At 71.3% G+C, this 26705-nt stretch carries 28 protein-coding genes; 6 read left to right on the top strand and 22 right to left on the bottom strand.

What is annotated here, in order from left to right:
• Positions 1 to 147: 147 nt before the first annotated feature.
• The 6 genes from IE239_RS21135 to IE239_RS21110 all read right to left on the bottom strand — a co-directional run bounded on the left by IE239_RS21135 (position 148) and on the right by IE239_RS21110 (position 7382).
• Positions 148 to 1512 (bottom strand): AI-2E family transporter, encoded by a 1365-nt coding sequence (locus IE239_RS21135; RefSeq protein WP_190150906.1) that lies wholly within the window; start codon positions 1510 to 1512, stop codon positions 148 to 150.
• Positions 1513 to 1672: 160 nt separating this feature from the next.
• Positions 1673 to 2386, bottom strand: coding sequence for an aggregation-promoting factor C-terminal-like domain-containing protein (locus IE239_RS21130; protein WP_190150905.1), 714 nt, complete (start codon positions 2384 to 2386; stop codon positions 1673 to 1675).
• Positions 2387 to 2455: 69 nt separating this feature from the next.
• On the bottom strand, positions 2456 to 3130 hold the full coding sequence (locus IE239_RS21125; RefSeq protein WP_190150904.1) for an aggregation-promoting factor C-terminal-like domain-containing protein: 675 nt from the start codon (positions 3128 to 3130) through the stop codon (positions 2456 to 2458).
• A gap of 419 nt (positions 3131 to 3549) precedes the next feature.
• Positions 3550 to 4875 (bottom strand): RNA 5'-3' helicase PhoH2, encoded by a 1326-nt coding sequence (gene phoH2 / locus IE239_RS21120; protein ID WP_190150903.1) that lies wholly within the window; start codon positions 4873 to 4875, stop codon positions 3550 to 3552.
• 337 nt (positions 4876 to 5212) lie between these two features.
• Entirely contained in the window at positions 5213 to 5986 is a 774-nt protein-coding gene (locus IE239_RS21115) for an isoprenyl transferase (RefSeq protein ID WP_190150902.1), read from the bottom strand.
• A gap of 565 nt (positions 5987 to 6551) precedes the next feature.
• The gene (locus IE239_RS21110) at positions 6552 to 7382 is read right to left on the bottom strand and encodes a methyltransferase domain-containing protein (protein ID WP_229878218.1); all 831 of its coding nucleotides are present in this window, start codon (positions 7380 to 7382) and stop codon (positions 6552 to 6554) included.
• Positions 7383 to 7526: 144 nt separating this feature from the next.
• Between IE239_RS21110 and IE239_RS21105 the strand changes: the two genes are divergently transcribed.
• Positions 7527 to 7874, top strand: coding sequence for a DUF192 domain-containing protein (locus tag IE239_RS21105; protein ID WP_190150901.1), 348 nt, complete (start codon positions 7527 to 7529; stop codon positions 7872 to 7874).
• 3 nt (positions 7875 to 7877) lie between these two features.
• Here the strand turns inward: IE239_RS21105 and IE239_RS21100 are convergent, their stop codons facing one another.
• The 14 genes from IE239_RS21100 to IE239_RS21035 form a co-directional block, all read right to left on the bottom strand.
• Entirely contained in the window at positions 7878 to 8492 is a 615-nt protein-coding gene (locus tag IE239_RS21100; protein WP_190150900.1) for an OmpA family protein, read from the bottom strand.
• A gap of 8 nt (positions 8493 to 8500) precedes the next feature.
• Positions 8501 to 9085: a hypothetical protein gene (locus tag IE239_RS21095; RefSeq protein WP_190150899.1), complete on the bottom strand. Its 585-nt coding sequence runs from the start codon at positions 9083 to 9085 to the stop codon at positions 8501 to 8503.
• Between the two features lie 31 nt (positions 9086 to 9116).
• On the bottom strand, positions 9117 to 9719 hold the full coding sequence (locus IE239_RS21090) for a pilus assembly protein TadG-related protein (RefSeq protein WP_190150948.1): 603 nt from the start codon (positions 9717 to 9719) through the stop codon (positions 9117 to 9119).
• Positions 9716 to 9919, bottom strand: coding sequence for a Flp family type IVb pilin (locus tag IE239_RS21085; RefSeq protein WP_190150898.1), 204 nt, complete (start codon positions 9917 to 9919; stop codon positions 9716 to 9718). The genes IE239_RS21090 and IE239_RS21085 overlap by 4 nt, the downstream gene beginning before the upstream one ends.
• Before the next feature lie 141 nt (positions 9920 to 10060).
• Positions 10061 to 10867 (bottom strand): response regulator, encoded by an 807-nt coding sequence (locus tag IE239_RS21080; RefSeq protein WP_190150897.1) that lies wholly within the window; start codon positions 10865 to 10867, stop codon positions 10061 to 10063.
• A 32-nt stretch (positions 10868 to 10899) separates the two neighbouring features.
• Positions 10900 to 12180: a sensor histidine kinase gene (locus IE239_RS21075; protein ID WP_373308126.1), complete on the bottom strand. Its 1281-nt coding sequence runs from the start codon at positions 12178 to 12180 to the stop codon at positions 10900 to 10902.
• A gap of 8 nt (positions 12181 to 12188) precedes the next feature.
• On the bottom strand, positions 12189 to 13076 hold the full coding sequence (locus IE239_RS21070) for a DUF5936 domain-containing protein (RefSeq protein WP_190150896.1): 888 nt from the start codon (positions 13074 to 13076) through the stop codon (positions 12189 to 12191).
• 24 nt (positions 13077 to 13100) lie between these two features.
• Positions 13101 to 14045 (bottom strand): type II secretion system F family protein, encoded by a 945-nt coding sequence (locus IE239_RS21065; protein WP_190150946.1) that lies wholly within the window; start codon positions 14043 to 14045, stop codon positions 13101 to 13103.
• Positions 14046 to 14050: 5 nt separating this feature from the next.
• Positions 14051 to 15385, bottom strand: coding sequence for a TadA family conjugal transfer-associated ATPase (locus IE239_RS21060; RefSeq protein WP_190150895.1), 1335 nt, complete (start codon positions 15383 to 15385; stop codon positions 14051 to 14053).
• A 16-nt stretch (positions 15386 to 15401) separates the two neighbouring features.
• The gene (locus IE239_RS21055; RefSeq protein WP_190150894.1) at positions 15402 to 15830 is read right to left on the bottom strand and encodes a TadE/TadG family type IV pilus assembly protein; all 429 of its coding nucleotides are present in this window, start codon (positions 15828 to 15830) and stop codon (positions 15402 to 15404) included.
• Between the two features lies 1 nt (position 15831).
• Positions 15832 to 16161: a pilus assembly protein gene (locus IE239_RS21050; RefSeq protein WP_229878222.1), complete on the bottom strand. Its 330-nt coding sequence runs from the start codon at positions 16159 to 16161 to the stop codon at positions 15832 to 15834.
• A gap of 118 nt (positions 16162 to 16279) precedes the next feature.
• Entirely contained in the window at positions 16280 to 17536 is a 1257-nt protein-coding gene (locus IE239_RS21045; protein WP_190150892.1) for a CpaE/TadZ family protein, read from the bottom strand.
• A gap of 13 nt (positions 17537 to 17549) precedes the next feature.
• Positions 17550 to 18257: a Flp pilus assembly protein CpaB gene (cpaB, locus tag IE239_RS21040; RefSeq protein WP_190150891.1), complete on the bottom strand. Its 708-nt coding sequence runs from the start codon at positions 18255 to 18257 to the stop codon at positions 17550 to 17552.
• Positions 18258 to 18322: 65 nt separating this feature from the next.
• Entirely contained in the window at positions 18323 to 19201 is an 879-nt protein-coding gene (locus tag IE239_RS21035) for a hypothetical protein (protein WP_373308125.1), read from the bottom strand.
• Positions 19202 to 19452: 251 nt separating this feature from the next.
• Here IE239_RS21035 and IE239_RS21030 point away from each other — a divergent pair, with 251 nt between their 5' ends.
• Complete coding sequence (locus IE239_RS21030; protein WP_190150890.1) at positions 19453 to 21150, top strand: chitinase; 1698 nt, start codon at positions 19453 to 19455, stop codon at positions 21148 to 21150.
• A 96-nt stretch (positions 21151 to 21246) separates the two neighbouring features.
• Here IE239_RS21030 and IE239_RS21025 read toward each other — a convergent pair whose 3' ends face one another.
• Positions 21247 to 21765, bottom strand: a complete 519-nt coding sequence (locus IE239_RS21025) for an ATP-binding protein (RefSeq protein WP_190150889.1) — start codon at positions 21763 to 21765, stop codon at positions 21247 to 21249.
• Between the two features lie 266 nt (positions 21766 to 22031).
• On the opposite strand from IE239_RS21025, the gene IE239_RS21020 reads away from it, so the two are divergent.
• The 4 genes from IE239_RS21020 to IE239_RS21005 all read left to right on the top strand — a co-directional run bounded on the left by IE239_RS21020 (position 22032) and on the right by IE239_RS21005 (position 25052).
• Positions 22032 to 22883, top strand: a complete 852-nt coding sequence (locus IE239_RS21020) for a helix-turn-helix domain-containing protein (RefSeq protein WP_190150888.1) — start codon at positions 22032 to 22034, stop codon at positions 22881 to 22883.
• 11 nt (positions 22884 to 22894) lie between these two features.
• Complete coding sequence (locus IE239_RS21015) at positions 22895 to 23086, top strand: hypothetical protein (protein WP_190150887.1); 192 nt, start codon at positions 22895 to 22897, stop codon at positions 23084 to 23086.
• A gap of 131 nt (positions 23087 to 23217) precedes the next feature.
• Complete coding sequence (locus IE239_RS21010) at positions 23218 to 23730, top strand: SigE family RNA polymerase sigma factor (RefSeq protein ID WP_190150886.1); 513 nt, start codon at positions 23218 to 23220, stop codon at positions 23728 to 23730.
• A gap of 71 nt (positions 23731 to 23801) precedes the next feature.
• Positions 23802 to 25052, top strand: a complete 1251-nt coding sequence (locus tag IE239_RS21005; RefSeq protein WP_190150885.1) for a hypothetical protein — start codon at positions 23802 to 23804, stop codon at positions 25050 to 25052.
• Positions 25053 to 25144: 92 nt separating this feature from the next.
• Here the strand turns inward: IE239_RS21005 and IE239_RS21000 are convergent, their stop codons facing one another.
• Entirely contained in the window at positions 25145 to 26485 is a 1341-nt protein-coding gene (locus IE239_RS21000) for an Nramp family divalent metal transporter (RefSeq protein WP_190150884.1), read from the bottom strand.
• Positions 26486 to 26705 lie beyond the last annotated feature (220 nt).

Raw genomic sequence — 26705 nt, 5'->3', positions numbered from 1 at the left:
TCCAGCGGCCGGCGTTCGACGAACGACGCCCGGTGCCCCGGTCCGGCGACCGGCCGGAGCGACGTGGCCGGGCGACCGGTGCCGAGCGCGCACGAGGCCCCGCTCACCCCGCAGGTCGGGCGGGGTGAGCGGGGCCTCGTGGGGTCGTCAGGCGTCCATGGCGGGGGGCTGTGCGGGCGGGCCGGGCTCGTCCGCGGCGCCGCTCGCCGGAGCCGCCGCCACCGGGGCCACGTTCGACGCCGTGGCCCCTCTCGGGCGGGGTGCGTGCCGCAGGGTCTGCTCGCGGGAGTAGCTGTGCAGGTAGCCGACCACCGTGTTGGTGACGGCCACCAGGGGCACCGCCACGATCGCGCCGCCGATGCCCGCCACCATGCCGCCGGCCGCGACCGACAGGACCACCGCGAGGGGGTGGACGCGCACCGCGCGGCCGAGGATGAACGGCTGCAGGATGTGGCCCTCGATCTGCTGTACCGCCAGCACGACGGCGAGCGTCATGACCGCCGTGAAGACGCCCTGGGTGACCAGCGCGACCACGACGGCCAGCGCGCCGGAGGCGACCGCGCCGACGAGCGGGATGAAGGAGAACAGGAAGATGAAGACGGCGAGCGGGACGGCCATCGGCACGTCGAGGAAGTAGATGCCGAGGCCGATGAAGATGGCGTCGATCAGCGCGACGATCACCGTGCCGCGCACATAGGCCGTCAGCGTCGCCCAGGCCCGCGGACCGGCGCCCGCCACGCCGGGCCGGGCCGCGGCCGGAACCAGCTTGAGCGTCCACTCCCAGATGCGCCGGCCGTCGTAGAGCAGGAACAGGGTCGAGAAGAACGCCAGCAGGATGCCGGTCAGCGCCTCCACGACGACGGTGACGCCCTCCAGGCCCGCCGAGGTGATCGAGTCGGTGTTGTTGCCGATCGCGTCCCGCAGGTTCTGGGCGATGCCGTTGATCTGCTTGTCGGTGACGTGGAAAGGGCTGTTGAGCAGCCAGCGGCGCAGGTCGTCGATGCCGCCCTGGACCTGGTCGGAGAGGTTGTCGATGTTCGCCATGACCTGCCAGGTCACGAACCAGCCCATCAGGCCGATGACGACGAACCCGAGTATCGCCGTCAGCGCGGTGGCGGCCCCGCCGGGCACCCCGGCCCGCTTCAGCCGGGCCACCGTGGGCTGCAGGAGAGCGGTCAGCAGCAGGGAGACGACGAAGGCCATGACGACGAGCTGGACCGCGCTGATGACTCTTATCAGCACCCAGAGCGTCCCGGCGAGCACCAGCAGCCGCCAGCCGGCCTCGGCCGCGACCCGGACCCCCCACGGCACCGCGTGCGCGGGGTCGGGGCGGGGGACGGGAGGCAGGGGCTCCTGCGGGAACGCCTCGTGGGACGGCGCGGACTCCTCGGGCGGCGTCGCCTCCGACTCGGCGCGCTCCCGCTCGACCTCGGCACGCCGCTCGTCGAGCCGCTCACTCATCTCGCTCAGACCGGCGCCGAGCCGGCCGAGCCACCCTGGCACTCGCGACATGATCCGTCCTCTTCCCCCGTCTCTCCCCACCACTCCCCCTGGAGCCGTCGGTCACGGCCTTTCCGACCGTACAGGGCGCAAGCCCCTCACCCGGTGACAGGGAGGGGCTGTGCGAGATCGGCAGGGGCAGGTTCGGCCCCGGCCCGGAGGTGACGGACCGTCAGTAGGAGCTGTTGGCCTGCCAGTAGTCCCAGGCGCCGCAGGGGCTGCCGTAGCGCTCGTTCATGTAGTTCAGGCCCCACTTGATCTGCGTGGCCGGGTTGGTCCGCCAGTCCGCGCCGGCGGACGACATCTTGGAGCCGGGGTAGGCCTGGACGAGGCCGTAGGCCCCGGAGGAGGGATTGACGGCCTTGTAGTTCCAGCCGGACTCGTGCTCGACGATGTTGCTGAAGCACTGGAACTGCCCGCCGGGAATGATCTGACGGGCGATGGCCTGGACCTCGCTGGTGGAGTACGACCCCTGCTGGACGAAGGTGGCGTTGCCCGAGGCGGACTGCGTCGTGGTCTCGGCCTTCGTCTCGGCGCGCTCCTTGGCCTCCTTGGCCTCTTTCTCCGCCTTCGCCTTGTCCGCGGCCGCCTGTTGCTTGACCACGGCGTCCTTGGCGGCCTGCTTGCGGGCCGCCTCCTCCGCCGTCTTCTTGGCGGTGGCGTCGGCGGCGATGGCCTGGACGTCGGCCTGCTGTGACAGGGAGGCGGTCTGGACCTCGACCTGCTCGCCTACGGGTAAATCGGCGAGCAGCGTCGAGCCGCCCGTCGCCTGGGCGTCGTCGACGGAGTGCAGGGCGTCGCCCTGGGCGACTCCCATGACGGCGCCTACGGTGGTGACCGCGGTGGCCGAGGCCACCGCGAAACCCCTGGCGGATATCGGGCTCACTGGGATTCCTTCTGCTGTGTCATCAGATGAATCAGATGAAGGGGGACGGCGGCCGGGAGCCGCCCGCGCTCAGTACCAGTGGTTGGCCTGCCAGAACGACCATGCCTCGCACGGGCTGCCGTACCGGCTGTCCATGTAGTTCAGGCCCCACTTGATCTGGGTGGCCGGGTTCGTCTGCCAGTCCGCGCCGGCGGACGCGTACTTGCCGGCCGGCAGCGCCTGGAAGAGACCGTAGGCGCCGGAGGAGGCGTTGACCGCGTGGTAGTTCCAGCTGGACTCGTGGTCCACGATGTTGCTGAAGCACTGGAACTGGCCGCTCGGCACCATCTGCGCCGCCATCGCCTGGATCTGCGACACGGAGTAGGAGCTCTGGACCGGGAAGTCGCCGGCGCTGCGGCTGGCCTTGGTCTTGGCCTCGGCGCGCTCCTTGGCCGCCTTCTCGGCGGCCTCCTTCTTGGCGACCGCCGTCTTGGCCGCGGCCTTGCGGGCCGCTTCCTCGGCGTCCTTCTTCGCGCCCTCGTCCGCGGCGATGGCCTGGTATCCGGCCTGCTGCGCGAGGGATGCCGTCTGCACCTGGGCCTGCTGGCCGACGGGCAGGTCGGCGAGGAGCGTCGCGTCGCTCGCCGTCGCCTCTGCGTCGTTGGGCTGCGCGACGCTGCCCGAGGCAACGCCGACGACGCTTCCGACAGCGGTGACCGCCGTGGCCGAGGCCACTGCGAATCCCCGGACCGAGATCCGGCTCACACGGGTTTCCTTCCAGCATCGTCCGCTTCGTTGACCCTGGCGGACGCGATCGTGCCCTTGACGCTGGTCTCCGAACTGCGGGGTCACAGGAGACACGGGCCCGATGGGCAACTCCCGGAAGGGAGCGCCGCGTGGTGCTCGGGCGGCATACGACGGCGCTATGGAGTTGGACGGTGGTGCAAGTGGGTTTCCGTACCCCTGGGGGTACAGGTGTGCCGTATGCGGGGCCTGACAGAACCGAGACTCTGCCGTAACCCGACACCGCAAGGCAATTCCGAGTTGCGTGTGAAAGCTCACACCTGCGGAGGCCCCAGGGATTTCGCGAAACCCCCACATACGCCGACGCCGCCCGACTAGGCTCACAGCCTTTGTCGAGCGGCGCCGACCACCGCCGGGCCCCGGTGCACGGGGCGGGTCGATCAGATCTGCCCGTCCTCCAGCATCTCGGTCACGAGCGCCGCGATCTGGGACCTCTCGGACCGGTTCAGCGTGACATGCGCGAAGAGCGGATGCCCCTTCAGTTTCTCGACGACGGCCACCACGCCGTCATAGCGCCCCACCCGCAGATTGTCCCGCTGCGCGACATCGTGGGTGAGGACCACCCGGGAGTTCGAGCCGATCCGGGACAGAACGGTGAGCAGCACGTTCCGTTCGAGCGACTGCGCCTCGTCGACGATCACGAAGGCGTCGTGGAGGGAGCGGCCGCGGATGTGGGTCAGCGGCAGGACCTCCAGCATCCCGCGCGCGGTGATCTCCTCGATGACCTCGCGGCTGGTGACCGCGGACAGCGTGTCGAAGACCGCCTGCGCCCAGGGGCCCATCTTGTCGGCCTCGGAACCGGGCAGATAGCCCAGCTCCTGCCCGCCCACCGCGTACAGCGGCCGGAAGACCATCACCTTCTGGTGCTGACGGCGCTCCAGGACGGCCTCCAGCCCCGCGCACAGCGCCAGCGCCGACTTGCCGGTGCCGGCCCGGCCGCCCATGGACAGGATCCCGACGTCCGGGTCGAGGAGCAGGTCGAGCGCGATGCGCTGCTCGGCGCTGCGGCCCTTGATGCCGAAGGCCTCCCGGTCACCGCGCACCAGCCGGACGCTGCCGTCGGCGGTGACCCGGCCCAGGGCCTTGCCGCGCTCCGACTGGATGGTCAGACCGGTGTGCACGGGAAGGTCGGCGACCTCGGGCACGTGCAGGCGGCCCTCCTCGAAGAGGATGTCCACCTGTTCGCCGGACAGCGCCAGTTCGGACATTCCGGTCCAGCCGGAGGAGCCCGTGATGGCGAGCTCGGCGCGGTACTCCTCGGCGAGGAGCCCGACCGAGGAGGCCTTGATCCGGAGCGGGAGATCCTTCGACACGACCGTGACGTCGAACCCCTCGGCCTGGAGGTTGCGGGCCACCGCGAGGATGCGGGAGTCGTTGTCCCCCAGGCGGTAGCCGGTCGGCAGCACGCTGGGGTCCGAGTGATTGAGCTCGACACGGACGGTGCCGCCGAGTTCCCCGATCGGGATGGGGGCGTCGAGGCGACCGAACTTCACCCGGTAGTCGTCCAGCAGACGCAGGGCCTGCCGGGCGAAGTAGCCGAGTTCCGGATGGTGCCGCTTGGCCTCCAGTTCCGTGACCACGACGATGGGAAGCACGACCTCGTGCTCCTCGAAGCGGGTCATGGCGTTCGGGTCGGCCAGCAGGACGCTGGTGTCGAGAACATAGGTGCGCCGGTCTGGCATACGGCGCTTTGTGCTGGTCACCACGGAAGGACGTACCCCCTCGGATGAGGTCGGGGAGCGACGGAGTGAAGCTGGGCCGGTTCGTGGCCGCCCTGCACGGGCCGAGAACCGGCCCCCCGCTGCTTGTTCCGTGCCGTGACCGCACGGTCGGGCTGGTGCAAAGGGCCTCCCGGGCGGACGGCCCCGTGCCGTCCGCTGAGATCCGACACCCGTGGTTCGGGCGTCGACCTGCTTGGCTTATGCCCTCGAACATGCGCCGCCATGCCACGGCATATGACGGCGCGCCGGTGAACTCCACCTTACTTCCGCCCCGCAGGGGGTATGCGTGGGGGTTTCGCAGGCGCCTTCGCCGGTGTGCGCCTCAGCCGCCGTAACGCCGGTGGCGGGCCGCGTAGTCGCGCAGCGCCCGCAGGAAGTCGACCTTGCGGAAGGCCGGCCAGAAGACCTCACAGAAGTAGTACTCCGCGTGGGCCGTCTGCCACAGCATGAATCCGGACAGCCGCTGCTCGCCGCTGGTGCGGATCACCAGGTCGGGGTCGGGCTGGGCGCCGGTGTAGAGGTGACGGCCGATGAGGTCGACGCTGACGGAGTCGGCGAGGTCCTCCATCGAGGTCCCCTTCTCCGCCGCGTCCACGATCATCGAGCGCACCGCGTCGGCGATCTCCTGGCGACCGCCGTATCCGATGGCGACGTTGACCAGTATTCCGTCGACGTGGGCGGTGGAGTCCTCGGCCTCCTTCAGCGCGGTCTGCACATGGGAGGGGAGGATGTCGGGGGTGCCGACGTGGTGGACGCGCCAGCGGCCGTCGGCGGCGAGGGTGCGCACGACGTCCTCGATGATGCCGAGGAGGGGGACGAGTTCTTCCTGGGGGCGGTCGAGGTTGTCCGTCGACAGGAGCCAGAGGGTGACCACCTCGACATCCGTCTCGGTGCACCAGCCGAGGAACTCCTCGATCTTGTCCGCGCCGGCCCGGTGACCGTGCTCGGTGGTGGAACCCGCGGCCTTCGCCCAGCGCCGGTTGCCGTCCATGATGACGCCGATGTGCTTGGGCACCTGAGCGTGGTCCAGGTGACCTTCCACCCGGCGTGCGTACAGCCTGACCAGAAGGCCGCGCAGCTTGTCGCGCAGGTTCACGTGATTGTCAGCCCCTCCGTACGGTGCGGTCCCCGCGGGGCGCAGCCTACCCCTGTGCGGACTTGGGCAAAAAAACGGGCCGGTCCGTGGGGGGGAGACGGACCGGCCCGAGGGGGGGTTTCCACCATAACCCTTCGTAAGTGATGCTGCGCGCATCGGCGCGCGACAACTACTCTCCGGAGTCGCACGGCGACGCGCCGCTTGCTCGCTCAGGCATGGTTCCTGTGTGCTTCATGGGCGGAACGCAGCCGATTCACAGGGAGGCGAGCCCTGACGCCGAGGAAAGTTCAGGTTTCGCGTCGGCCCGGGCCTGTCGGCCGTGCACCCGCCCGTCCCCCTGACGGGCTAACCCGGCCGCGAACGCCGGCTTGACGCGGGCGTCACCGCGCAGCCCCCTCCACTGCGCGGTGACGTCCACGCAGCTTTGCTCACGCGAATTGCCTCGGCCCGAACGTACGTGAGGCGGGACACGGACGCGAACCACTTGCGATAACGATGTGGAAACTCCGTGAGGACGGAGGTCTGCGGCCCCACACGGCCTGGCACACGGCCTGGGCACACGGCCTCACCTGCGGCGGGCCTCGACGAGATGGCGGGCGCTGTGGGCGACGAAGGCGCCGTCGGCCTCGATCCGCTCGTGCAGGGCGCGCAGCCGGGGCCGGTAGGCCTCCACCGTGAAGCCGGGGACCATCCACACCACCTTGCGCAGGAAGTGGACGACGGCGGCGATGTCGTGGAACTCGACGCGCAGCCGTTCCGCCCGCAGGTCGACGATCTCCAGCCCCGCCGCCTCCGCTTCGGCGCGCTCGTGGTCGGGGTGGCGACCGCCGCTCACCGTCTCCGGCTGCGGTCCGAGGAAGTACTCCACGAGCTCGAACACACTGCGGGGCCCGACGTGTTGGGCGAAGTAGGTCCCGCCGGGCCGCAGGACGCGGGCGATCTCGTGCCAGAGGGGCCGCACGGGGTGCCGGCTGCTCACCAGGTCGAAGGTGGCGTCCGCGAAGGGCAGCGGGGCGTCCTGCGGAGTCGCGACGACCGCGATGCCGCGCGGCCGCAGCAGCGCGGTCGCCTTGGCGACGTTCGCCGGCCAGCCCTCGGTCGCGACGGTGAGGACGGGGGCCTTGGGGGCGGCCCGGCCGAGAGCGAAGTCGAGGACCTCTCCTCCCCCGGTCTGCACGTCGAGCGCGGCGCTCGCGCCCGCCAGTCGCGCCGCCAGCGACATCGCGTACCCCCAGGAGGGCCGCGCCTCGGTGGCGCGCCCTTCGAACCAGGAGAAGTCCCACCCTTCGGTGGGCACGGCGGCCCCTTCGGCGAGCAGGTCCTCGAACGAGCCCTGCACTCCGCCGCCCGTGCCGTCCCCTGCGCGGTCCTTGTCGTCCCCGTCCGTGTCGTCCATACGACGATCGTGGCAGAGAGGGCCGCGGGGCCGCCGTCAAATTATGGGGACGCTGTACGGGACGATCTTCCGCATGTGACGGCCCTTCCGCGTGCCCGGCTCGTACCGTGCAGAGGGTGACGAGGCTGCCGAGGGGAGACTGGTATGGCGCGCTGGCGGGACGGGCGGGGGGAACTCCTGGTGGCGGAGGTCCGGGTGCCGTTGGAGATCGCCGCCTCGTACCGGGCCCGGACCAGAGGGCTGCTCGGACGGGACGCCGTGGACGGGGCGATGCTGCTGACGCCGGCCGGCGGGGTGCACACCTTCGGGATGCGCATGCCGATCGACGTGGCGTATCTCGACCGCAGGCTCACCGTCATCGCGGTGCGCACGATGCCGCCGGGGCGGCTGGGGCTGCCCCGGCTGCGGTCCCGGCACGTCCTGGAGGCGGCGGCCGGCGCGATGGCCGGGTGGGGGCTGACGGCCGGCGTGCGGGTGCGGGTGTGTGCGTGACGCTCAGCTCGCCGTGCGCGGGAACGTGACCTCCACCCGGCGGTTCTTCCTGCGGCCGGCCTCGGTCGAGTTGTCGGCGATGGGGTACTGCTCGCCGTAGCCGCGCACTTCGAAGGTGATGTCCGGTTCGTTCAACTGGCCCGCGAGCTGCGCCTGGACGGCGTCCGCCCGCTGCTTCGACAGAACGTCGCCGTGGGCGGCGGAGCCCAGGTCGTCCGTGAAGCCGAAGACGCGGACGACGGTGGTGTGCTGCTTCCTGATCTCCTCGGCGATCGTGGCGATGCGGGACTTCGCCTGCGCGCCGAGCCTGGCGCTGTCCTTGGCGAAGAGGACCTCGGCCTGAAGGGCGAACGTCACGTCCGCGTTGGTGTCCTCGCGGCGCTCGTCCCCCGACTCGTCCTCGACGACCTGCTTGATGTCGAGCACCTTGGGCTCGGCGAGGGTGCCGCCCTCGGGAAGCTTGAGGTCGGGATCGTTGGGGTCCACCTGCACGGGCGCGGTGGCGGTGGGCTCGGTGCCGGGGGGCACGCTGGGCGAGGTGTCGGCCCGCACGACGGGAGAGGGGGCGGCGAGCACGAAGGCGAGAGTGAGGAGGGCCAGGGTGGGGCGTGGGCTCATGACCGGCCTCACCCGGAGATCGCGATGTCGGCGGGCGCGAACATCGGCATCTGGAACGACACCTGGGACGTGCCGGCGGGCGGTGCCGGGAACTGCATGAACACCGGCACGGAATCACCGGACTTGATGCTGGAGACGCCCGTGGTGGTGAGGGGCCTGCCGTCCGTGTCGCGGAGGACGTAGTAGCGCTTCTTGCCCTTGGAGTCCACCAGGGTCGCTCCGCCGAACGAGCGGCCGTTCCTGATGATCTCGGTCTCGTTGCCGCTCAGCTGGGCGGGAATCGTCAGGAGCTTCGCGCTGTCGTTCTTCAGGTCCGCGGTCACGGTGACGAAGCCGCCGGAGTCACGCAGAGCGGAAGTGATCTGCAACAGCAGTCCGCTGGGCCCCTTCAGCTCGGCCAGAGGCTCGTCCGACTGACCCTCCTGGGCCGTGGGCGCGGAGCCGTCTCCCTTCGACGCCGAGGACGCCGGCGAGGTCCGGGGCTTGTCGTCGTCGCCGTTTCCGCCGCAACCGGCCACGCCGAAGGCCAGCCCGACCACAGCAGTCAGTGCGGCCGTCCTCCTGACGGCCGTAGCGGTGAACCGCATGCTCATCACGCTGTTTCCTTCGCTCGTCGTTCGCATCTCAGTCGGCCAGGTGGACGTCGAAGAGGTCTTCGGGGCCCGGCAGTTCGGTCGGGTGCTCGGGGTCGGGACGCCATTCGACGCCGTCGCAGGTGAGGGCCGGCAACGGTGCGTCGGCGGGGCCCCGGCCAGGCAGCACGAACGTGCAGGCCGGTTCGATCACCGCGGTGGCGGTCGCCTTCGCGTGCAGGTTCTCGGTGCCGGGGACGATGGAATCGCCGACCGCCTTGGCGGTCTGGACGCGCACCGTGTATCCGGGAAGCAGCCCGGCCGCCCGCCCGCACTCCAGGCGGGAGGCATCGTTCTGCGCGGCCAGCTGGTCAGCGCGCCCGCAGCCGTCGAACACCGCGTCTGCGCCATGGAATATGGCCTGCCACTCGGCCGGGTCGCGCACGCTCAGCACCCACTCGTCGGCAAGCTGGTCCCTGGTGTCCAGGGCGGCCGCGAGCGCCGCGGCGTCCGCCGCCGTCTGGGCTCCGTTGCGGTTCGCCCCGGCCTGGCCCACGGCCAGGTAGGCCAACGCCAGAAAGAGCAGACCCGCCACCACCATGATGTAGATGGGGAAGGCCTGCCCTGCGTCGGCGGAGCGCGAGGACCTCGTCAGCCCGAGATGACCTCGTTGATCTTGTCGGTGATCGCGTTGTAGATCGTCTGTCCGATGTCCGTTCCCGTGATCGCCAGGACGATGGCCACGACCACCGCGATGATGCCCAGGTACTCCACCGCCGTCTGGCCCTTGTCGCTGCGGGCGGCCCGGGTCTGGAGGCGTGCGACGGTGGTGTGGATCCAGTTCCAGTTGGTCATGCTGTTCCCCTCCGGGTGTCGCGTGACCGGCTCGCTCGGCGCCGGTGCCGCTGTCGGCATCCTGAGCGTAGGCCTCGACGCCCGTTCCGGCTAAGGGCCTCCGGGCCCAATCCCGGGCCCAATCCCGACTCGGCATCGCCCTCACCCCACCCCTCGGCGGGACGCCCCCGCCGCCGTCCCCAGCCACTTGGCCGCGGCCTCGGAGCGGCTGCTGCTGTGCAGCTTGGCGAAGATGCGGTTGATGTGGTTCTTGACCGTCTTCTCACTGATGAAGCAAGTGGCGGCGATCTGCCGGTTGTTCATGCCCGACGCGATCAGATCCATGATCTCCGCCTCCCTCCCGCTGAGCGCGTACCTCGCTCCACCCTCCGCCCCCGATACTCTCACGGGCGATTGCAACTGCGAAAGCGATTCCCGTGAAGTCACGGAAAACAGGGGAACAGGATCCGCTTCGTCGTGTGCAGTCGCACTTTTCTGGAGATGCTCCAGGACCGCCGTCGCCGCCGTCGGGGTGAAGTGCGCCCGGCCCAGCGTGACGTCCCGCACCGTCGACACCAGTTCCTCCGCGGTGAACTCCCCGTGCACCAGATAGCCCCCCGCCCCGCCGAGCAGGGCTTCCCGGACGACGGCGGCCTCGTGGCTGTACGTCAGCATCACCACATGGGCGATCCGCACCAGGTGGGGCAGGGCGGAGAGGCCGTCGACGCCGGGCATGCGGACGTCCAGCAGGACGACGTCGGGCCGGTGCCGGACGGCGGCCTCGCAGGCCTCGCGGCCGTCCGCCGCCTCCGCGACGACGGCGATGTCGTCGCGGTCGCGGAGCAGTGCCGTCAGGCCCGCGCGGACGACCGGGTTGTCGTCGGCCACCATCACCCGCACGGGGGCGGGCCGGGGCTGCGGGGGGAACAGGGGGTGTACGGCGCCCGGGTGCGGCGGTCGGTCCGGCATGACGTGGCTTCCGTTCGGGTGGGGGGTGTCGTTCACGGGCGGGACCCGGTGAGGGGGAGCTCCAGGCGGACCTCGGTGCCCCCGGGGTGCGCGCCGCGGCCGATGTGGATGCGGGCGCCGATGGCGGCGGCCCGTTCCACCATGCCGACCAGGCCGAAGTGGCCGTCGCGGCGCAGCTGTTCGAGCGTGGTGCCGGCGGGCAGGCCGCGCCCGTCGTCGTACACGCTGATGCACAGGTGGTCGTCGTGGACGCCCGCGCGGACGTCGACGCGCGTGGGATCCGCGTGGCGTTGGACGTTGTCCATGGCCTCCGAGGTGATGGTCAGCAGATGGCGGGCCACCGCGGGCGGGACCGGCAGCGTCGCGCGGTCGCCCGTGGCGTGGTAGCTCGCCGCCAGCCCCGTGCGGTCGGCGAACGCCCGTGTGCGGGAAGCCAGTTCGGGCAGGACGTCGACGTCCTGGGCGGGGTCCGGTTCGTCCCGGCGCAGTTCGGTGAGGAGCTCGCGGGACTCGGCGGCGGCACGGCGCGCGGCGCGGGCCACCAGGTCGGCGTGGAGCCGCACCCGGTCCGGGTCCATGTCCGGCGAGCCCGCCGACCGGGCCAGGGCGTCCGCCGCGAGGGCCACCCCTTGCAGCGTCTTGGCCACGGAGTCGTGCATCTCACGGGCCAGCCGGGCACGTTCCGCGGCCACCGCCTCGGTGACGGCGAGGCGCGCCCGGACGGTGGTCAGCGCCTGGGTCGCGGAGCCGAAGCGGAGCATGAGCCGGCGCAGGGTGGAGCCCATCGCGCCGGTGATGACGCAGAGTCCGGGCAGCAGCAGCCGCTCCGCGACACCGGTGTCCTGGCCCGCCCGCAGGGCCGCGCAGACCAGCAGCAGGATCAGCGACTGCAGGGAGGCGAAGCAGGCGGCGCCCCGCCAGCCGTACACGATGCCGGCGAGCAGCGGGGTGCAGACGCTGACGTAGGCGAGGGTCGTGTCCGGGCCCGCCGAGATCAGCAGCAGCGCGCCGAACAGGGTGTCGACGGCGAGGAGCGAGGGGTGGCGCAGGAGCAGGGGGCCGAAGCGCTCCCAGTCGCGGAAGAGGACGTACGAGCCCATGAAGGTGACGACGACGGCCGCGCCCACCAGCCGGACGCCCATGCCGGGCGCGGCGTTGAGGAGTGCCGGGGGCGCGGCGACGGCGATCATCGCCAGCCGGAACCCGAAGACCTGCCGGCACATCGCCTGGAGGGCGTTGACCTGGAGGGAGACGTCCTCCAGCGCCTTCGTCCCGGAATCCCCCGGCCGTGTGATCGCCACCATCGCCGCCACCCGCCCGCCTAGTCGCCCGTGAGGGGGCTGAAGTCGGTGCCGGAGCCGAGCAGGAGGCCCGCGCCGAGCAGGAGCATGGTGGCCGGGACCATGAAGGTGGTGATCATCAGGGTGGCCCGGGGCACCGCGCGGGCGGCCTTGCGACGGGCGTTCTGGGCGTCCGTGCGGCGCATGTCCTTGGCGATCGAGACCAGGGTGTCCACGATCGGCGCGCCGAGCTCCTCGCCCTGCTGAAGCGCCGTGACGAACATGGCGACCTGTTCGGAGTCGTTGCGGCGGCGCAGTTCGGCGAAGGCCTCGCGGCGGCTCACGCCGAGGTCCATCTGGTGCAGGGTGATGCGGATCTCGTCCGCCCAGGGCCCCTCGTACTTCGACGCGACCCGGCCGAGCGCCTGCCGGAAGCCGAGCCCCGCGCTCACCACGACGGCGAGGACGTCGAGGAAGTCGGGCAGCGTCCGTTCGATGACGTCCTTGCGGATCCGGATCGCCGCCCAGATGCCGACCTCGGTCCAGAACGCGGCGAACGCGAACAGCACGAGAGCCAGGACGATCCTGCCCTGGAGCAGGAAGACCAGTCCGCCGAATCCGCCCAGGGCGCCGTACACCGCGCGCCGGGCCGCGTACCGGTCGATGGTCAGGCCGCCGGGGTTGCCCGCCAGGTCGATCTTCCGGCGGTACCTGGCCACCTGCTTGGGGCCCATGAGGCGCAGCACGGCGGGGGCGTACCGCATGCCCGCCCGGTCGACGAGGGAGTCGACCGCGCCGGTGCGGGTGGAGCCTACCTCGAGGGCCAGCGCGAGGTCCGGGGGGAGCTTGGCGTCCGCCCGGTACATGCGCACGCCGGCGAAGACGCCCCACACGCTCAGGCCCATGACGGTCGCGAGCAGCAGTTCCATGGTTCGTGCTCCCTTCCCTGCGGTTCAGACGTCGATCCGGGACATGCGGCGGATGAGGACGAAGCCGACCGCGTACAGCGCGAAGGCGATGATGACGGCGCCCTGGCCGACCGGCGAGCCGGTCATGCGTTCCAGGGCGCCGTCCTTGACCCCGTTCATCAGGAAGAGGGAGCCCACGCCGAGCACCGGCACGGCGTAGGCGGTCGTGTTGACCTGCGACAGCTGTGTGCGCACCTCGCGCCGGGTCTCCTTGCGTTCCTCCAGCGTCTCCGTCAGGTTGCGCAGGGCGCCCACGACCTGGCCGCCCGCGCGGTTGGAGAGGACCAGGGTGGTGACGAGGACGACGAGTTCACGGGAGGGGAGGCGGTCGGCGAGTTCGCCCAGGGCGTCGTCCATGGAGTGGCCGACCGCCAACTGGTCGGCGACCTTGGCCAGTTCCTCGCCGGCCGGTGCCTCCAGCTCCTCCGCCGCCATGCCGACGGCGGTGCGCAGCGCGAGTCCGGCGTGGGTGGCGTTGGCCAGGATGCGGGCGAGTTCGGGGAGCTGGTTGATGAACTTCTCGATGCGTTTCTGGCGCTGCCAGCTGAGGAACTGCCAGGCGGCCCAGACGCCGAGGAGGCCGGCCAGCGGTCCGAAGAAGGGGGCCAGGGTGGCCTGTCCGATCAGCCACAGGCCGGCCACCGTCGCCAGCATGCAGGCGGTGAACTCGCCCGGTGTCACGTCGAGGCCCGTCGCCGCGAGCCTCAGTTCCAGCTTGCGGCCCGCCTTGGTGCGGCGCAGCCGCCGGTCCAGGCCGCGGAACCGGCGCCGCCGGCCGGCGCCGGAGACCTGGCCCGTGGCGGAGAGACGTTCGACCAGTTCGGCCCGCTGCGCGCGGCCGCGGCCGTAGACGTGCAGGCCGGCGACGGCCAGGACGCAGGTCAGGAGGGCCACGCCGGTGGTGACGGCGGTCAGGGTGTCGAGGTCCATCGGCGTCACCGGGCTTCCCTTGTCGTCAGTTCGTGTGCCGCGCGGGCCACTCCGAACGCCTGCGGGATGGGCTGACTCGCCATGTACAGGCGGTCCGCGGCACGGCGCGGGAGCGGGAAGTAGGCGAAGGCTCCGTGGACGCGGCCGTCGGCGGCCATCGGCCGGGCGTCGAAGCGCGCGACCGTGGCCAGCCGGTACGGTTCCCCGCCGTGGCTGTCGAGCAGGGCGATCTCGGTGACACGGCGCGCGCCGTCGGCGAACCGGGTGAGCTGGACGACGACGTCCACGGCGCTGTTGATCTGGTCGTGGAGGGCGACGAAGGGGATCTCGACCTCCGACATCGAGGCGAGGGTCTGCAGCCGCATCAGGGCGTCCTCCGCGCTGTTGGCGTGGACGGTGGCCAGGGAGCCGTCGTGGCCCGTCGACATCGCCTGGAGCATGTCGAGCGACTCGCCGCCGCGGACCTCGCCGACCACGATCCGGTCCGGGCGCATCCGCAGGGAGTTGCGGACCAGGTCGCGGATGGTGATGCGGCCGTTGCCCTCCACGTTCGGCGGGCGCGACTCCAGGCGGACCACGTGGGACTGCTGGAGCTGGAGCTCCGCCGAGTCCTCGATGGTGATGATGCGTTCGCCGTCCGGGATCAGGCCGGAGAGCGCGTTGAGCAGGGTCGTCTTGCCGGTGCCCGTCGCGCCCGAGACGATCACGTTGAACTTCGCCTGCACCAGCCCGGCGAGCAGGTACAGCATCTGCTCGTCCAGCGAGCCGAAGCCGACCAGCTCGTGCAGGGTGAAGGAGCGGGGGAAGCGGCGGATGGTGAGGGTGGGGCCGGTGAGCGACAGCGGCGGGATGATCACGTTGACGCGCTCGCCGGAGGGGAGGCGGGCGTCCACCATCGGGTTCGTCTCGTCCACCCGCCGGTTGACCGTCGAGACGATGCGTTCGATCGTCTGCATCAGCTGGTCGTTCGACGCGAAGCGCAGCGGGAGCTGTTCCACCCGGCCGCCGCGCTCGACGAAGATCGCGTCGGGTCCGTTCACCATGATCTCGGTGATCGACGCGTCCTCCAGCAGCGGTTCCAGGATGCCGAGGCCGAGCGCCTCGTCGACGACCCGGCGGATCAGCTGGGCCCGTTCCGCCGTCGACAGCACCGGGCCCTCGCGGCTGATGATGTGCCCCAGCACCCGTTCCAGGCGCGCCCGGCGCTCGGCCGCCGCCAGCGAACTCATCTCGGCGAGGTCGATCTCCTCCAGGAGCTTGGTCCGGTAGGAGGCGACCAGATGACCGTCCTCGCCCCGCCCCTTCTCCTCGGGGGAGGTGATGCGCGCCCGCAGGCTCATGTCGGATGCCCTTCCCTCAGTGGTCGACCGGCATCGTGGCCGTCTTGTGGGCCTCGAAGTCCCCGACTCCGGGGATGACGGACGGGACGGTGACGGTGGAGGTGACCCGGACCTCGTCGCCGGAGTACGCGGGCGCGCAACTGGCGTGCAGCCAGCTGCTGACCGCCCGCGCGCAGTCCCCCGCGTAGTCCTGGTCCAGCGAGGCGCTGCGCGCGCCCGTGCGCGCCGCCGTCCCGGCCTGCTGGGCCGCGTAGGCGACCAGGCCGAGCTGCACGGCGGCCAGCGCGACGGCCAGGAGCACGGGCAGGAACCCCAGGTACTCGATGGCCGCCTGCCCCCGGTCGCGCCCGGCGCCTCTCCCCTGCCCGTGCCGGGCCGCCTGCCCCCGGTCGCGCCCGCGTCGGAGCCCGGGCCCTCGACCGCTCCTGCGCCTTCGGTCCGCCATCTCAGTGGCCGTCCTCTTCCTCGACCGCGCCCGCGTGACCGTGCACGGTGAAGGGCAGGTCGAAGGCTCCGGGGAAGAGGACGGGGACGTGCAGGGTGACGTCGGCCGTCACGAAGCCGCTGCCGCCGCAGGTCACGTCCGCGTCCGCCTGCCACGCGTCGGACAGCTTGTCGGTGCCCGCCTGTTCGCACACTGCGTCCCGCTCCCCCGGCTCGGCCGCCGTCCCCGCCCGCACCGCCTCGTCGGCAGCATTCCCCGCGAGCGTGTACGTGTATCCCAGGAGGACGAACTGCCACACCACCACCAAGGTCACGATGATCAGCGGGGTCATGCCGAGGAACTCGACGGTGACCTGGCCCCGGTCCCGCGTGCGGGAAACGTTCGGGCAAGCCTTCGGACAAGCTCTCGTGAGGGCCCTCGTGAGCGTCCTCGCGCGACGTGCGGTCATGTCACTCCTTCCGCCGCCGGAACCCCGCCGGGCCCCGGTCCGGGCCGCGTCCCCGGCCGCCGCCCCTGCGCACGAGAGCGGTCTCCGGCGCCCTGACCAGCTCCAGTTCGCCTGCGAGCGCCCACAGCGCCTGGCGGACGGCGCCCTTGCCGTCGAGGGCGTGGACGCGGCCGGCGTCGACCGCGGCCTGGAGCTCCTTGAAGTTGGCGGGGACCACGGTCGCGGCGACGGCCGTGCCGGTGATCTTCTGGATGAGCGAGGGCTGGATCTCGGTGCCGCGGCTGTGTCGGTTGACGACCACGGTCGTCTCCTCGGCCTTGCGGATCTGCAGCCGGTCCCACATGCGGACGGTGCGTTTGGCGCCGCGGACGGCGACCACGTCGGGGGTGGTCACCAGCACGGCGCGGTCGGCGAGTTCGACGGCGACCGCGCCCGCGCCGCTGAGCTGGGCGCCGCAGTCGACGATCACCACCTCGTAGCGCGAGCGCAGGGCGGCGAGGATCTGGCGGGTCGCGCGGTCGGTGACCTCCTCGCCGCGCTCGCCCTCGCCGGGGGCCAGCAGCAGGGCGACGCCGGTGTCGTGGCGGAAGACGGCCTCGGCGAGGATGCGGGGCGAGATGTCGGCGATGGCGGCGAGGTCGACGACCGAGCGGCGGAACTGGACGTCCAGGTAGGAGGCGATGTCACCGGTCTGCAGGTCGAGGTCGACCAGGGCGGTGGGGCGGCCGGAGGCCTGTGCGGCGAGGGCGAGCTGGACGGCCGTGAGGGTCGCGCCGACGCCCCCCTTGGCGCCGCTGACGGTGACGACGGTGCCGCCCGCGCCGGTGAACACGTCGCCGCCGTGGCCGAGGTGGCGTCGTACGCCGACCGACCACTGGGCGACGGCCTGGACGCGGCCGGCGAGGTCCTCGTAGTTCAGCGGCAGGGCGACCAGGCCGCGGGCGCCGGAGTCCATGGCGGCGGCGAACAGGCCCGGGCCCGCGTCGCTGGTGACGAGGATGACGCCGACCGCCGGGAAGCGCAGCGCCACCTCGCGGACCAGTTCCAGCGCCGGTACCGGGCCGATGCGTTCGTGGACGACGACGACCTCGGGCAGTTCGTCGACGGACTCGGCGGCGAGGCGGGCGAGGGTGTCCACGAGCTGGGTGGAGTCGCCGACCGGGGTGACCGGTTCGGCGTCCGGGAGCTGGCTGAGCAGGGTCGTGAGGGAACGGACCGCGTCCGCGTCGCCGACGGCCGGGAGGATCCTCGTGGGCATGAGCGGCGGCCTCTCACTTGTCCGTGGCGAGTTCGTACGTACGGTCCTTGTCGGGGACCGTGGCGCTGCCGCCGGGTGCGACGAGGGCGAGGCGGACGCGCTTGGCGAACGACTCCGCGTACGTGATGCGCTGGGCGTCGAGGGTGGACAGCGCGAAGGTGATGGGGACCGCGTCGGTGGCCGACCTGTTCCGGTCGTTCTGGTCCGGCTCCAGGGCCTTGATCTCCCCGATCTCGAGGACCCGGGCTCCGGTGACGATGATCTTCGACTGGTCGGGGGCGCCCTCCTTGGCGCCCTCGAAGGTGGCGTAGACGTTGACCGACGACCCCGGGGTGATCTTGCCGGCCACGCCGGTGGCCGCGTCGACCATGATGGCGACCTCCTGCTGCCCCGGCCGCAGGACGGGCTGGTCGACGATCATGTCGCTCTGCAGCAGCGAGCCCTTCCGGAGCGTCGTCACGGCGATCTTGCCGCGGAGGGCGGCGAGGTCGGTGACGGCGTTCTCGGACAGCCAGCGCCTGGGCATCTCTATCTTCTTGAACTGGTCTTCGCTCAGAGTGGTGTACGGGGCCACGTCGGCGCGCAGCTCGTACGCGGTGACCTCGGGGCCGACCTTGGACTTCACGTCGTCCATGACGGAGAGGACGCCGGCGAACGCGCCGAGGGCGCACACCACCGACAGGATCAGGAGAATCACGCCGCGGCGCTGACGGGAGTTCATAGGCCGTACAACCTCGTCGGGGGTCGGGTCGGGCGGGCGGGAACAGGCGGGCGGGTCATGCCGGATCAGTCGCCCGTGGTGAGCGCGCGGGCGGTGTGCGCGGTGCGGGCGGTGAGTTCGGCGGCGGGCGGCGGGGTCGCGGAGCAGAAGACGCAGCGGTCGCCGATGACGTCGATGCCGCACCAGTGACAGACGCCCTGCCGGACCGAGGCGACCAGTTGGTAGAGGACCGACAGGTCGGGCAGGTACGCGCAGAACTCGATCGCCTTGCCGGTGCCCCACCAGTCGGCGGACTCGGCGGGCAGCGTCGTCTCCCGCAGTCCCTGGGCCTTCCAGGCGGGGGCGAGGGCGTCGGTGACCCAGTCGGACTGGAGCTGGCCGCGCGCGACCAGCAGCCAGGTGCCGAACTCGGGTCCGGGGAGCACGGTTTCGGGGGTCGCCCGCACCAACTGCGGCTGCGGGTGGGCGAGCACGCCGAACTGGCTGCCCGGGACCCAGGAGCGGGCGTGCGACTTGACGCTCACGCCGGGGACCCGGTCGAGGCGGGCGACGGAGCCGAGGAGCGCACCGGCGTGCAGGTAGTGGGTGAGCAGGCGGCCGGCGGAGGCGACGACGCCGGGGCCGAGGTCGCAGGAGGCGAGCTGGCGTAACTGGCGGGCCAGGACGGCCACCGCGAGCGGCGGGAGGTCGGGGCGGAAGAGCGCGATGCGGTCGCTCTCCAGCAGGGAGCGGACGGTGTGCAGTCGCTGCTCCACGGCGGCCGGCACGGCCGACGAGTACAGGACGATCACGTGCCCGTGCTGTTCCACGAGCGTCTGCACGGCGGTGAGGGCCTGTTCCAGCGGCTGGCGGTCCAGGTCGGCGAGGACGACGGCGGGCAGGGTGCGTTCGTCCTGGGGCGGCAGCGCCAGGTCAGCTCCGGTCACGGCAATGGCTGTTGGCACGCGCAGCTCCCCGATTCCCGCGGTCCGGTCCACCGACGCTGCTCCGGTGCACCGGGGTGACTTCATTGCGTGACTACCTCAGCACTGTATCGAGCCCTCTGCGGGCCGGAGAACAGCTTTCCGCAGCTGCCTGGCACGTCTTCTTTGCGCAACCCGCAGCAAACCGGGGCAGGTTACGCGGCACGACCTCCACCGGCCCTCCACGGCGGACCTCTTGACATCAGAATTGGTCTGGACCAACTCTTATTGTCATGTCCCCACTTAAACGAACGACACGGCTCCGGCCGGGAGCCGCGGGCGTCGTCGTCGCCGCTCTCGCCCTGTCCCTGACGGGCGCGGCTCAGGCGCCCGCCGCGGACCTGAACAACGCGAAGAACGCCGGCTTCGAGTCCGGCCTGACCGACTGGACCTGTTCGGCGGGCAGCGGTACGACCGTCCCGTCACCGGCGCACGGCGGCGCGGCCGCGCTGAAGGCGGCGCCGGCCGGACAGGACAACGCCCGCTGCACCCAGACGGTGGCCGTGCAGCCCGGCTCGACGTACACGCTGAGCGCGTGGGTCCAGGGCGGCTACACCTACCTGGGCGTCACCGGCACCGGCACCACGGACGTCTCGACCTGGACCCCGGACTCGTCGGCCTGGAAGCAGCTGTCGACGACGTTCACCACCGGAGCCGCCACGACCTCGGTGAACGTGTACACGCACGGCTGGTACGGCCAGGCCGCCTACTACGCCGACGACGTGTCGGTGTACGGCCCCGACGGCGGCGGAGGCGGCGACCCGGCCCCCACCGTGCCGGCCGCGCCGGGCGGACTCGCCGTCTCCGGCACGACGTCGTCGTCCGTGTCCCTCTCCTGGAACGCGGTGTCCGGCGCGACGGGTTACTCCGTCTACCGCGGCGGCGCCAAGGTCACGGCGGTGACCGGGACGTCGGCGACGGTGACCGGCCTGGCCCCCTCGACGTCGTACGGCTTCCAGGTCACCGCGACCAACGCGGCGGGCGAGTCGGCGAAGTCGACGGCGGTCACCGCGACGACGAACACCGGCGGCACCGGGGGCGGGGCCGTGCCCCGGCACGCGGTGACCGGCTACTGGCAGAACTTCGACAACGGCGCGACCGTCCAGCGGATCTCCGACGTCTCCGCCCAGTACGACATCATCGCCGTGGCCTTCGCCGACGCGACGACGACCCCGGGCGCGGTGACCTTCAACCTGGACTCGGCGGGACTGGGCGGCTACACGGTCGACCAGTTCAAGGCGGACATCAGGGCGAAGCAGGCGGCCGGCAAGAAGGTCGTCGTCTCGGTGGGCGGCCAGAACGGCACGGTCTCGGTCAACGACCCGACCTCCGCGGCGAACTTCGCGAACTCGGTGTACGCCCTGATGCAGAGCTATGGCTTCGACGGCGTCGACATCGACCTCGAGAACGGCCTGGACGCGACGTACATGTCGCAGGCGCTGCGGTCGCTGTCGTCGAAGGCGGGGCCGGGTCTGGTCCTGACCATGGCTCCGCAGACGATCGACATGCAGTCGACGTCGAACGGCTACTTCCGGACGGCGCTGAACGTGAAGGACATCCTCACGGTCGTCAACATGCAGTACTACAACAGCGGTTCGATGCTGGGCTGCGACGGCAAGGTCTACAGCCAGGGCTCGGTGGACTTCCTGACGGCGCTGGCCTGCATCCAGCTGGAGGGCGGCCTGGACCCGTCCCAGGTGGGCCTGGGCCTGCCGGCCTCGACGAGGGGCGCGGGCAGCGGGTACGTGTCGCCGACGGTGGTCGGCAACGCCCTGGACTGCCTCACCAGGGGCACCGGCTGCGGCTCCTTCAAGCCGTCGAAGACCTATCCCGGCCTGCGCGGCGCGATGACCTGGTCGACGAACTGGGACGCGACGGCGGGCAACGCGTGGTCGTCGGCGGTGGGCCCGCACGTGCACGGGCTGCCGTAAGGACCGCGGGGGCGGGCGGCGACGCGACGTCACGTCGCCGCCCGCCCCCGTCGTTCCCGGCGCGAGCCGGAAGCCGGGAGCCGCCCCGGCCCGGCGTCAGGCAGTGGCGGCCGCGGGGGCGTGCGGACCGCCCGTGCCGTACCTCGCCGCGCCCTCCCTCGGCAGCCGCGCCCACATCCGCGTCCCGCCGCCGGGTTCGTGGGCCTCGCCGAAGCCCCAGGTGCCGCCACAGGCGCGGCAGAGACAGTCCAGAACGCGCAGGGCCGCACGGCGGCGGGCGTCGCAGGCCGTGGCGAGGCGGGGCTGGGCGTGGCGGGGGTGGCTGTCGTAGACGATCACCCGGAGGGTGTCGGCGCGGTAGCGCAGGGAGAGGTAGAAGTTCGGGGACTCGGTGTACTGGGCCGCCACGGCCGTCAGTTCACCCACCGCCTGGACGGCCGGGTCCAGCATGTCCGGCAGACCGTGGGCCCGCAGAAACTCACGCGTGGTCGCCCGCGCGAGCGCGGGACTCGCCAGGGCCGCGGGCAGCGTGAGGCTGTAGGCGAGGGTTTCGGGCACGGGGGCGGTGAAGTCCGCGGGGAAGGCGGGGGCGAGGGGGCAGCGGGAGAGGGGCATGGGGGCTCCGTGTCCTGGTCTTCGGTCATGTGCGGTCGCGGTCGCAGCCGGTGGCTCGTCTCCCTGGCGCGGACCCGCCCCTCCCAGGGAAGGAGTGTGCGGGCAGGCTCGCGCGGTGCACTGCTGACTGCGTTGTGTAGCTTGTGCGCTACTGAATGTAGGGCGACTGATGGTTCAATTGCCACTCCGATGGCGAAACTGACCCGATCGTGGTCCATCGGCCCCGATTGACGGCAGACTGCTGGAACCGCGCGGGAAGGAACGGCATGCCTCCGAGGACGACGACCACCGAGCGTCAGCGGCGTCTTGGCAGTGAGCTGCGCAAGATGCGGACGGCGGCGGGGATGACGGTCGACCAGGCCGCCGGGCTGCTCGGCCTCGACCGGGCGAAAATCTCCAACATCGAGACGGGTATCCGCACCATCAGCCCGGAACGGCTGCGTACTCTCGCGTGCAACTGTGCCTGCCCCGACCCGATGTACGTCGAAGCTCTCGTCAGCATGGCGCGGCCGGGCGGGCGCGGCTGGTGGGAGCGCTACCGGGGTTCCCTGTCCGCCGGACTGCTGGACATCGCCGAGTTCGAGGCGTACGCGACACGGATGCGGACCGTCCACATCGCTCACATCCCAGGGCTGTTGCAGACCAGTGACCACGCCCTCGAACTCTTCCGAGCCGTACTGCCGCCGCTTCCGGAACATGAGATCGCCCTGCGGCTGGCGTACCGCGTGGAGCGGCAACAGGTGCTGGACGGGGAGAACCCGCCCGAGTATGTCGCCGTCGTACACGAGGCCGCGGTGCGCATGCAGTTCGGCGGGCGCAAGGTGGCTCGCGCTCAGCTGGAGAAACTGCTGAGCATGTCCGAGCGTCCAGCCGTAAGACTGCTGATCGTTCCGTTCGCCGCCGGTACGTTTCCGGGCTCGGGCCAGACGTTCAACTTCCTGGAGGGCCCGGTACCCCCATTGGACTCCGTTCAGGTCGACAGCACCCATGGTCCGGAATTCCTGGGAGAGGAGGCGCAGTTGGCCAAATACCGTACGCACCTGGACTGGACGGAGCGCATCGCCCTCTCTCCCGAGGCATCGCGCGACTTCGTCCGGGACATCGCCAACAGTCTTTGAGGAGAATCCAGATGGACGACATCACCTGGGAAGAGCCCTTCTGCGGGGAGGGAGCCAGCTGCTTCCGGCTGGGCACCGACCCCGACGGCAACGGCTACATCGCCATAGCCGGCGCCGAGGACGCCTACCTCACCGACTCCCGCGAAGCGCTCCGCACGATGATCCTCGACATCAAGGGGGGCAAGGCCGACCACCTGTTGTGAGCCGACGCCGGCCGTCACCCGTACCCCCGCGGTCCTGTGCCGCCGCTTTCGGTCGCCCCTGAAACATTTCCCGTGCCCCACCGCATTAGTGAGGTGAGGACAGCACGGCAGGCGACGCAGGGGGATCACTCATGAGACAGGCCGCCCGCGCGGACGAGTACGCCGAGTTCGCGGCGGCGCGCACCGGGCATCTGTACCGCTCGGCGTGTCTGCTCACGGCCGGGGACACGCACCTCGCCGAGGATCTGGTGCAGGAGACCCTCGGCAGGCTGTACCTGCGCTGGGGTCGCGTGTCCCGGGTCGACAACCCCGCCGGATACGCGCAGACCGTCCTCACCCGCACCTTCCTCGCCCACCAGCGGCGGCGCAGCAGCCGCGAGCGGGCCGTGGAGACGTTCCCGGACGTGGCGGACGGCGGCGGTACCGACACCCCGCTCCGGCTCACCCTGATACAGGCCCTCGGGCGGCTGCCCGCCAAGGACCGGGCCGTGGTCGTCCTGCGGTACTGGGAGGACCGCTCGATCGAGGAGACGGCGGGCGCGATGAACAGCAGCTCGGCGGCCGTACGGACGCGCTGCTCGCGGGCGCTGGGCCGGCTGCGGGAGCTGCTGGGCGAGGACATCGGCACGTACGCGCGCCCCTGAGCCCGGCCCCGACGCCCCGTCCCCTCAATCCGACTTCACTCCGACCTCGCTCGTAGAAACGGTGGTTCACCATGCCCGCAGACCAGCACGGCGATCCCTTCGAGAACCGTCTCTCCGCCGCCCTGCGCCAGGCGGGCGGGACCTTCGACTCCCCCCGCACCGGGCTCTCCACCGCCGGTGCGGCACGTGGCAGGCGCATGCAGTTGCAGCGCCGCGCCACGATCGCGGGAAGCACGGCGGCCCTCGCTCTCGCGGGGGTGGGCGGGGCGCTGATCGTGCCGTGGGACGGTTCGCCCGCCCCGCGGCCCTCCGCCGTCGCCGCGACCGGCGGCAGCGCGAAGCCCGCCTACTCCGCCGACGACATGGTCCGCACGCTCCAAAAGCTGCTGCCCGAGGGGAAGTTCAGCAGGACGGCGGCGCGCGGCACGGGTGAGGAACTGCCGCCGCTGGTGGCGGGCGTGTTCGACGACGGCAAGGGCGAGGGGTCCGTCTCGGTGGGGCTGGGCCGCATCCCGGCGGACGGGGGCGGGATCAATCCGTCCGCCGCCGTGATGCCGTGTCCGGACGGTGATCAGACGGGCCTGGACAGCTGCCGCACCGAGCTGCTGTCCGACGGGTCCGCGATCACCGTCTACCAGGGCTACGAGTATCCCGACCGCCGCGAGGACACCAAGGCGTGGGGCGCGGACCTGGTCACTCCGGCCGGGCACCATGTGAGCGTCCTGGAGTGGAACGCCGCCGCGGAGAAGGGGAAGCCGGTCAGCCGTCCGGAACCACCGCTGACCACCGCGCAGTTGAAGAAACTGGCCACGGCCGCCCAGTGGCGGCGGATCATCGACGCCGTCCCAGAGAAGAAGCGGACGCCGGCTCCGGCGACTCCCCAGGGCGAAGCGGACGTCCAGTTCCAGCGGATGCTCTCCGTCCTGCGGATCACGCTCCCCAAGAAGCTGAAGATCGTCTCGAGCGGCGGCCAGGGAGGCTTCGTCCACGTCGTCGTGGACGACGGCAAGGGCAGGAGCTACCTCCAGGTCAACCTCCAGCTGAACATGTCCGACGCCGCCGGGCAGCTCTACGGCTCCGACGCCGAGACCCTCCCCGACGGCACCCGCGTCGCCACGAGCCAGGGGCCCGGCGAGAAGGGCGGCGAGGGGGTCGTGATGTGGACCGCCGACACGATGCGCGGCGACGGCAGGCGCGTGGTGATCAGCGCGTTCAACGCCGACAGCCAGTCGACGGCCGCCACCCGTCCGGAGCCCCCGCTCACCATCGCCCAGTTGCGGGAGATCGCCCTCAGCCCGCACTGGGACGTCCTCGGCGGCTGAGGGCGGGGGAACACGGATGGACTGGCCCTCGGGGTCGGGCTCGCCCGCCCGGCCTCCTCCCCGGGAGCAGCGCCCCGTGCGAGGTCTCCGGGTCAGAAGAAGTCCCCCCACGGCTGGTCCAGGATCTGCTTCACGCACAGCACCAGGAACAGCAGCCCCGCCAGCGCCAGCATCCCGTTGCTCAGCAGCCCGTTGCGCCACGGCCGGGGCGTGCGGGAGGTGTTCAGCAGCCACAGCAGCGTTCCCGCCAGGAAGGGCAGGAAGGCCGCCCCCAGCACGCCGTACAGAATGATCAGGCGGAACGGCTGTCCCTGGAAGAGCAGCACGATCGGCGGGAAGGTCAGCCACAGCAGGTAGGCCCGGAAGGGCCAGGACCGCTCCCGTTCACCGGAGGCGACCTCCGTGCCGGTGGTGTCGCCCCGGCCGCGGTAGCGGGCCACGAAGTCGGCGAACATCAGGCTCACGCCGTGCCAGACGCCGATGAGCGAGGTGAAGGAGGTGGCGAAGAAGCCGATGAGGAAGAACGTGGCCGTCGCCGTGCCGTACTCCGCCTCCAGGATGTCGCTCAGCTGGACGAGCCCCTTGTCGCCGCTCGCGATCGCCACGTTCGCGGAGTGCAGCAGCTCCGCGCCGACGAACAGCATGGCGACGACGAACACGCCGGTGGTGAGGTAGGCGACCCGGTTGTCGAGCCGCATGACCTTCATCCACCCCGCGTCGGTCCAGCCCTTGGCGTTGACCCAGTACCCGTAGGCGGCGAGGGTGATGGTGCCGCCGACGCCGCCGATCAGGCCGAGGGTGTTGAGGACGGAGTCCTTCTCGTCCGGCAGGACCGGCAGCAGGCCCGCGAAGGCCTCGCCGAGGTGCGGGGTGACACGGACCGCCAGATACACCGTCACCACGAACATGACGCCCACCAGGACCGTCATGACCTTCTCGAAGACGGCGTACTTGTTGAACCAGACGAACACCAGGCCCACCAGCCCGCAGGCGACGGCCCACCACTGAAGGTCCATCACGTGCGGGAACAGCGCCTGGAGCGGCAGCGCGCTCGACGACATCGCCGCCGCGCCGTAGACGAAGCCCCAGACGACCACGTAGGCGACGAAGAACCACGTCGTCCAGCGGCCCAGGCTCGCCCAGCCGTCGAAGAGGGTGCGGCCGGTGGCGAGATGCCACCGGCCGGCCGCCTCGGCGAGGGAGATCTTGACCAGGCAGCCGACGACCGCCGCCCAGAGCAGGGTGTAGCCGAAGTTGCTGCCGGCGATGAGCGTGGCCACCAGGTCGCCGGCGCCGACCCCGGTCGCCGCGACCACGACGCCGGGGCCGATGTACTTCCAACTGGACTTGCGGAGTGGGGGGTTGTCGTCCCTTCCGGACGGAGTCCCGGTGGTCGTGGAGTTTCCCGTGGGGGGTCCCGTGGTGTCCGCCATGAAGGTCAAGAAAGCCCAAAGAAGCCGAAGCGGCAAGAGGGCATGCACGAACTCCACCCGATGGGATCACCTGTCCCGCGCGCGTGCTCGTTCTCGGTGGATGTGGGCGCGATTACACTGCGCGACCTGCCGTGCGCCGTTTTCCGCATGATTCCGGCCATAGGCGCCTTGTCATCCCTTGACCTGTTCATGCCATGGAATGACGATGGGCGGCACCGCA

This window comes from Streptomyces humidus (genome assembly GCF_014649655.1).
Classification (GTDB): Bacteria; Actinomycetota; Actinomycetes; order Streptomycetales; family Streptomycetaceae; genus Streptomyces; species Streptomyces humidus.
This window is presented reverse-complemented; position numbering and strand designations above follow the sequence as displayed.

Excerpts from the sequence above, each read along its gene's own strand:
- IE239_RS21135 (WP_190150906.1), bottom strand. The coding sequence starts at position 1,512 with ATGTCGCGAGTGCCAGGGTGGCTCGGCCGGCTCGGCGCCGGTCTGAGC.
- IE239_RS21110 (WP_229878218.1), bottom strand. The coding sequence starts at position 7,382 with ATGGACGACACGGACGGGGACGACAAGGACCGCGCAGGGGACGGCACG.
- IE239_RS21105 (WP_190150901.1), top strand. The coding sequence starts at position 7,527 with ATGGCGCGCTGGCGGGACGGGCGGGGGGAACTCCTGGTGGCGGAGGTC.
- IE239_RS21100 (WP_190150900.1), bottom strand. The coding sequence starts at position 8,492 with ATGAGCCCACGCCCCACCCTGGCCCTCCTCACTCTCGCCTTCGTGCTC.
- IE239_RS21095 (WP_190150899.1), bottom strand. The coding sequence starts at position 9,085 with ATGAGCATGCGGTTCACCGCTACGGCCGTCAGGAGGACGGCCGCACTG.
- IE239_RS21085 (WP_190150898.1), bottom strand. The coding sequence starts at position 9,919 with ATGACCAACTGGAACTGGATCCACACCACCGTCGCACGCCTCCAGACC.
- IE239_RS21080 (WP_190150897.1), bottom strand. The coding sequence starts at position 10,867 with ATGCCGGACCGACCGCCGCACCCGGGCGCCGTACACCCCCTGTTCCCC.
- IE239_RS21070 (WP_190150896.1), bottom strand. The coding sequence starts at position 13,076 with ATGGAACTGCTGCTCGCGACCGTCATGGGCCTGAGCGTGTGGGGCGTC.
- IE239_RS21065 (WP_190150946.1), bottom strand. The coding sequence starts at position 14,045 with ATGGACCTCGACACCCTGACCGCCGTCACCACCGGCGTGGCCCTCCTG.
- IE239_RS21060 (WP_190150895.1), bottom strand. The coding sequence starts at position 15,385 with ATGAGCCTGCGGGCGCGCATCACCTCCCCCGAGGAGAAGGGGCGGGGC.
- IE239_RS21055 (WP_190150894.1), bottom strand. The coding sequence starts at position 15,830 with ATGGCGGACCGAAGGCGCAGGAGCGGTCGAGGGCCCGGGCTCCGACGC.
- IE239_RS21050 (WP_229878222.1), bottom strand. The coding sequence starts at position 16,161 with ATGACCCCGCTGATCATCGTGACCTTGGTGGTGGTGTGGCAGTTCGTC.
- IE239_RS21045 (WP_190150892.1), bottom strand. The coding sequence starts at position 17,536 with ATGCCCACGAGGATCCTCCCGGCCGTCGGCGACGCGGACGCGGTCCGT.
- cpaB (WP_190150891.1), bottom strand. The coding sequence starts at position 18,257 with ATGAACTCCCGTCAGCGCCGCGGCGTGATTCTCCTGATCCTGTCGGTG.
- IE239_RS21030 (WP_190150890.1), top strand. The coding sequence starts at position 19,453 with ATGTCCCCACTTAAACGAACGACACGGCTCCGGCCGGGAGCCGCGGGC.
- IE239_RS21025 (WP_190150889.1), bottom strand. The coding sequence starts at position 21,765 with ATGCCCCTCTCCCGCTGCCCCCTCGCCCCCGCCTTCCCCGCGGACTTC.
- IE239_RS21020 (WP_190150888.1), top strand. The coding sequence starts at position 22,032 with ATGCCTCCGAGGACGACGACCACCGAGCGTCAGCGGCGTCTTGGCAGT.
- IE239_RS21015 (WP_190150887.1), top strand. The coding sequence starts at position 22,895 with ATGGACGACATCACCTGGGAAGAGCCCTTCTGCGGGGAGGGAGCCAGC.
- IE239_RS21010 (WP_190150886.1), top strand. The coding sequence starts at position 23,218 with ATGAGACAGGCCGCCCGCGCGGACGAGTACGCCGAGTTCGCGGCGGCG.
- IE239_RS21005 (WP_190150885.1), top strand. The coding sequence starts at position 23,802 with ATGCCCGCAGACCAGCACGGCGATCCCTTCGAGAACCGTCTCTCCGCC.
- IE239_RS21000 (WP_190150884.1), bottom strand. The coding sequence starts at position 26,485 with ATGGCGGACACCACGGGACCCCCCACGGGAAACTCCACGACCACCGGG.